The 5,469-nt window shown below is 37.5% G+C and carries 4 protein-coding genes and 1 tRNA gene; 3 read left to right on the plus strand and 2 right to left on the minus strand.

The window, feature by feature from the left end; genetic code table 11:
- Window positions 1–1,523: 1,523 nt before the first annotated feature.
- Window positions 1,524–2,210, plus strand: coding sequence for a hypothetical protein (locus ACTIEV_RS15340; RefSeq protein WP_439516799.1), 687 nt, complete (start codon window positions 1,524–1,526; stop codon window positions 2,208–2,210).
- 187 nt (window positions 2,211–2,397) lie between these two features.
- Here the strand turns inward: ACTIEV_RS15340 and ACTIEV_RS15345 are convergent, their stop codons facing one another.
- Together ACTIEV_RS15345 and ACTIEV_RS15350 are read right to left on the minus strand one after the other, a co-directional pair.
- Window positions 2,398–3,315 (minus strand): hypothetical protein, encoded by a 918-nt coding sequence (locus ACTIEV_RS15345; RefSeq protein ID WP_439516800.1) that lies wholly within the window; start codon window positions 3,313–3,315, stop codon window positions 2,398–2,400.
- Window positions 3,316–3,455: 140 nt separating this feature from the next.
- Window positions 3,456–3,529, minus strand: a tRNA-Asp gene (locus ACTIEV_RS15350).
- Between the two features lie 158 nt (window positions 3,530–3,687).
- On the opposite strand from ACTIEV_RS15350, the gene ACTIEV_RS15355 reads away from it, so the two are divergent.
- Together ACTIEV_RS15355 and dapA are read left to right on the plus strand one after the other, a co-directional pair.
- Window positions 3,688–4,665 (plus strand): acetyl-CoA carboxylase carboxyltransferase subunit alpha, encoded by a 978-nt coding sequence (locus ACTIEV_RS15355; protein WP_250686038.1) that lies wholly within the window; start codon window positions 3,688–3,690, stop codon window positions 4,663–4,665.
- 91 nt (window positions 4,666–4,756) lie between these two features.
- A partial coding sequence (gene dapA, locus ACTIEV_RS15360) for a 4-hydroxy-tetrahydrodipicolinate synthase (RefSeq protein WP_439516801.1) occupies window positions 4,757–5,469 on the plus strand: 713 nt, incomplete at its 3' end.

Below are 5,469 nucleotides of genomic sequence, written 5' to 3' on the forward strand. Positions count from 1 at the left end.
ATGGGAGGAAAAACAGAAAAATATTACCTTAGAAAACTCTAACTAAACGTGGCACTAAATTATGGGGAGCTTACAATCTACTTCAATACTCCCAGAGGTTGCAGCATTAATTATGTAATTTTTGTACTGTTCTGCATCTGTATTATTAAAATATGAAACTATACTCGCTGTTGGTTGAGTTGTATGTTTAATGAACTTCTCGAACTTATAACTACCAACACTTCCAGTAAAATCCGTATTTGGGTTTACATAAGGAAGATACCCTTTATTTTGAGCACAATCACGGCAATAATGTTTAGACATATATCAATTAAATTAATTAGATCTTCCATTTTCATGAAGCGCTTAGTAAGTTCCGGATTTAGTTTTTGATAATATTTTTTCCATTTAGATAAAAGTAATCCTCCAGTCATTCATAAACAAAACGCTGAGGGGATGCGAGCTACATAGAGAAATCATGTACCTCCTTCAGCTGTAAATAATTATAAAGCCAAAAAATTACTTTGACCACTAATATAACCTAATCAATTTACCAATTAGTAAATTGTTCTGTTTACATTAGGATCGTAAGAAAATATTGTTAAAAGCGTTTTAGCTACTTCTCGCTTTCCGAAACTTGCAGTTATAAAAGCAGATGAGAAGACAGTGTAGACGCTCACGCTACGGCGTGGGCTTTTCGTGTCTATTGTCTGCAACGCTCTGCAAGTGCCTGGAAAGCAGTAGCCGAATGTCCCACGCTATTTTATTTATAACCAGCTATAGGGGCTTCGGCAGTCATTTCCTTTATGAAAAAAAACTATTGAGTGTACTCCTTCTTATATGCGTATCAAGCATTTTCGCATAAGAACAAAAGATTTACAAATTCAGGAACGTCAAGGCTTATTATAGAAGCTATGGTAAGGAAAAACGGCAGTGGGGTGACTGGAAGGATCATAATAACCCAGCTCTAAATGATATTTTCAATGTGGTAGATGACGTGAAGAAGAAGGTGAGTTTCTATGCACCAGAGCGCAATGACTACGATATTATTGAGTTTATTCTTGTCAACAAAGACGACAAGAAAACAACTATTTCATTTAAAGCGGTAGATTCTAATAATAGGCATTGTGATTTCAGCATTATATATCTATAGGACACAAAAACCACTGACCACCTTCTTTTTAAGGATATTCAGACTTTCAGCTGATGTTCTTTTTAAAAGATGTGTAGCAGTTAATTTTTAGTTTTTCGGGTAGCTGTTTTCTTCCTTTTGGAAGCAGCTATTTTGGCTTCCAACCTTTCAAGAGAAGAATACAACAGTTTCTCAGCAGCCTAGTTCGTATCGAGTTTTTTTCTGACTTTTGGCATAAATCAAGGGTATGGAAGATATCACGCCCGGAGAACCTAAAATTCAAACTGGCCCATTACCCTATTTTCAATACCCATAAAAATTGAAATATTTTTGCTTACTTATAATTCGACAACCTCTTCTCTTTACTTTTCTCAAATAAAGGCATTACCATAGCAAAACTTCATAAATTCATATGACAATTAATCAAAAACTTGAAGCACTTTATAGCGAAAAACTAAAAAAAATTGGGCCTCTTTTTGATTTCGATAATGAAATTGACGGCCCACTTATAATGAATGCTTGGGAGGAAGATTACTTGAACTCTCAGATAAAACTTTTGTTTATAGGGCAAGAATGTGATGAATGGATAGGAGAAACAATTGACAAATTTGAGGATCTGAAAAATAGATACGTCGACTTTAAACTTTCGAAAAATGGCACCAGAACAACCTTTTGGCAATATGTCTATTATGTAAATTCTATTTTAAATCCAAGTAATAAGGATGGGAATAATTTTCTTTGGACTAATGTTTCTAAATTTTGCATGTGGAATGGCAAGCCTCTTGACTGGACTACTCACAAAGCTACAGTGAAACATTTCAACTGTTTAAAGGAGGAAATTAAGATTGTTAACCCCGACGTTGTCCTATTTTTTTCAGGGCCAAACTACGATGACAAAATAAAAATTCAATTCGAAACAGAAGTAATATTTGAACAACTTTCCGATGAAATTCCATTACGCGAATTAGCAGTTTTATTTAACGAAAACTTACCTAAGCATACATATCGTACTTATCACCCCAAGGCAATGCAAATGCGTCACAAAAAAGGGCATTTGGAAATTATCTTGAATACCATAAAAGCAGAATTCGAAAAATAATATTGCAATATTTGTAGTGCAAATGTTACAAGGAAGACAATAGCCTTTTAGGGATTAAATTTTTGAACCTGTTTCAATGTGTTCGAATGATATAAAAAATTATGAAGCCAGCAACTGAATATCTTTACCTTTTCAACATCCAAGATTACAAAGGATTTTACTTGAAAAGCTACAAACTGGCCTGTAATCAATAATGTTTATCCAACTCTCTAAGCTTTCGATCTAACACATTTGATACGGATCTAAAACCTGCGTTTCTAAACATATCTGATAGATTAGTCAGAGTTATGATAAGCTGCTTTAATTCAGCAGGATTTTGAAATGAGTATAAGCCATTATTGCGGGTATCTTTTAACTGCTCTAAAATAGAATCTTTACTCTTTCCTGAAATTGCTTGCAACATGGTTGCTACAGCATCAAATTTATTCAGCTTGGAATAATCAATTTTTTCAATGGCTCCATTTTCGGCTAAAATATCTAGCAGTATAAGTAGTTGCTTTTTTGAAAAAACGCCTTTTTCTTTTCCTTTTATGCTGTTGGGAATGGTTTGAATCGTACTGTAATCATTAAAATAATGAGAACTATTTTGAATATAACTGTAGGCGGTCCTCTTTTGTATGAGAGTAAGTCTATTCTCAGACTTGATAAGAAAGTTATGAGAGGTGATTTGTTCTACAGCCTTTGAAAGTGAATTATTAAAGTCTTTATCTGCTTCTATCAAGAAAGCTTGTAAGATGTGCGGATGATCTGAAATCAATAATCGATTAATACCTTCAATTTGGAATGGGGTATACCTTTTTCCGAATGTAAAAACATAGTAGATGGCAGCAACAATGCTAGAAAGAAAATATTTGAGCCAATGGGTAGCCTTATAACTGACAATATAGGTCAATAGGGTTGATTTGTGACTATTGGAATCATTTTCTACCCTAAATACTTGGTATAACCGGTAATGCCCTAAAAGTCGTTGAGAGATATCTTGGTTATACCAACCCGACCATTCCAAAAGCCGACAAATGACATGCCCCTTTTGACTATTTAATAGATCCTTCCATTTGTAGTTTCTTTCCGGTGAATGTACCGGGTGTAGTACGCTCAAATCCATTACTCACGTTTTTCTACGTAAATTTACAGAAGCCATTGTGAAGTGGTGTAAAGAGACCTGTTAAAATAAAGTGAGATAGAGTAAAAAATAGAGTAAAAAAACAAAACCCGCGACCAGCGCGGGTTTCAAGCTACAGTGAGCGGACCGGACGGGACTCGAACCCGCGACCTCCGCCGTGACAGGGCGGCATTCTAACCAACTGAACTACCGATCCAATTCTATTTATCGCGCAACTGTATGCTCGGTTTTCACCCAAATCTGACCTATATAGATCGTTTTCGGGACGGCAAAGATAAGGGTAAAGCATTTTCATAAACAAATCTTTTCCTGAAAAAATCTGAACCCCTAATTTTACCACTCTAAATGACGATTATGCCCCAATACCCTAACAGACAATTCCTTGATTTTGAAAAGCCTATCAAGGAATTGTACGAACAAATTGAGGACACCAAGAAGCTGGCTGAGAAGAACCCTAAAATAGATTATACCGCTACCATTCGTCAACTGGAGGAATCCATTCTCGAGAAGAGAAAAGAAATCACCCAGCACCTGACCCCCTGGCAGCGTGTTCAATTAAGTCGCCATCCAGACCGTCCGTATACCCTCAAGTACATTGATAAAATGTGTACTGATTTCGTAGAACTGCACGGTGATCGCAATTTCAAAGACGATAAAGCGATGGTGGGTGGTTTTGCTCAGTTGGATGGAGAAACCGTAATGTTCATTGGTCAGCAAAAGGGAACCAATACCAAATTGCGTCAATTGAGGAATTTTGGTATGGCCAACCCAGAAGGCTACCGTAAAGCATTACGCTTGATGCGTTTGGCAGAAAAATTTGGTAAACCAATTGTTTGTCTGGTCGATACACCTGGTGCCTACCCCGGATTAGAAGCCGAGGAACGTGGGCAAGGAGAAGCCATCGCCAGAAATATCTATGAGATGATCCGTTTGAAAGTACCTGTGATTGTTGTGATCATTGGTGAAGGCGCTTCCGGTGGTGCTTTAGGTATTGGTGTGGGCGATAAAGTATTGATGATGGAGAATACTTGGTATACGGTAATTTCTCCTGAAAGTTGTAGTTCGATTCTTTGGAGAAGCTGGGAGAAAAAAGAAGTAGCGGCTGAACAATTGCGTCTCACTGCAACCGACATGAAAGGTTTTGGTTTAGTGGATGAGATCGTTCATGAACCATTAGGTGGCGCTCACTGGGATTATACTGAAGCTGCTGATATCCTGAAATCATATATCTTAAAAGCTCTTAAAGAAGTAAAAGATAAAAATCCTGAACAACGTATCAATGACCGTATTGAGAAATATGGCAAGATGGGATTCTGGGAAGAAGCGGTTTAGTTGATGGACCATAGTCCATAGCAAGAATAATTTATTATACATCATATTTCCACTATGGACCATTGACGATGGACCATGGACTAAAAAAAAAATGTCTCTAAAAACGCAATTAAGAGGAACAGGTGTGGCGTTGGTGACTCCTTTTAAAAAGGATCTCAGTGTTGATTTTGATGCACTGGGTAAAGTGATCGATGCGATGATTGCCGGTGGGGTTGAATACCTCATCACATTAGGTACTACCGGTGAAACACCTACGCTTGAGAAACAGGAGAAAAAAGACATTGTTAACTATACTTTTGAAAAAGTAGCAGGTCGTGTACCTGTAGTAGTAGGCGTTGGAGGAAATAATACGGCTGAATTAATCAAAGACCTCAGCTATTTTCCATTGGAAAAAGCTACCGCAGTATTGAGTGCAGCACCCTATTACAATAAACCCTCACAGGAAGGTATTTTTCAGCATTACAAAGCTGTTGCAGAAGCTTCACCAAAGCCCATCATCCTGTATAACGTTCCTGGAAGAACGGGGCGCAACATGAGTGCTGCTACTACTGTTCGTTTGGCTCATGAAGTAGAAAATGTTGCGGGTATGAAAGAAGCCAGTGGCGATATGGTACAATGCATGGAAATACTTCGTGACGTACCAAAAGATTTTTTGGTAGTAAGTGGCGATGATGCGCTTGCCATGGCACAGATAGCTTGTGGTATGGATGGTGTAATCAGTGTTGCTGCCAATGCATTTCCAAAACAGTTCTCTGATATGGTACGTGCCGTCTTGAACAGCGATATGGTAACAGCTAAAAAACT

Source organism: Sediminibacterium sp., from assembly GCF_051861365.1.
Taxonomy (GTDB): domain Bacteria; phylum Bacteroidota; class Bacteroidia; order Chitinophagales; family Chitinophagaceae; genus Sediminibacterium.

Coding starts and splice junctions, on each gene's coding strand:
- ACTIEV_RS15340 (WP_439516799.1), top strand. CDS start 1,524: ATGACAATTAATCAAAAACTTGAAGCACTTTATAGCGAAAAACTAAAA.
- ACTIEV_RS15345 (WP_439516800.1), bottom strand. CDS start 3,315: ATGGATTTGAGCGTACTACACCCGGTACATTCACCGGAAAGAAACTAC.
- ACTIEV_RS15355 (WP_250686038.1), top strand. CDS start 3,688: ATGCCCCAATACCCTAACAGACAATTCCTTGATTTTGAAAAGCCTATC.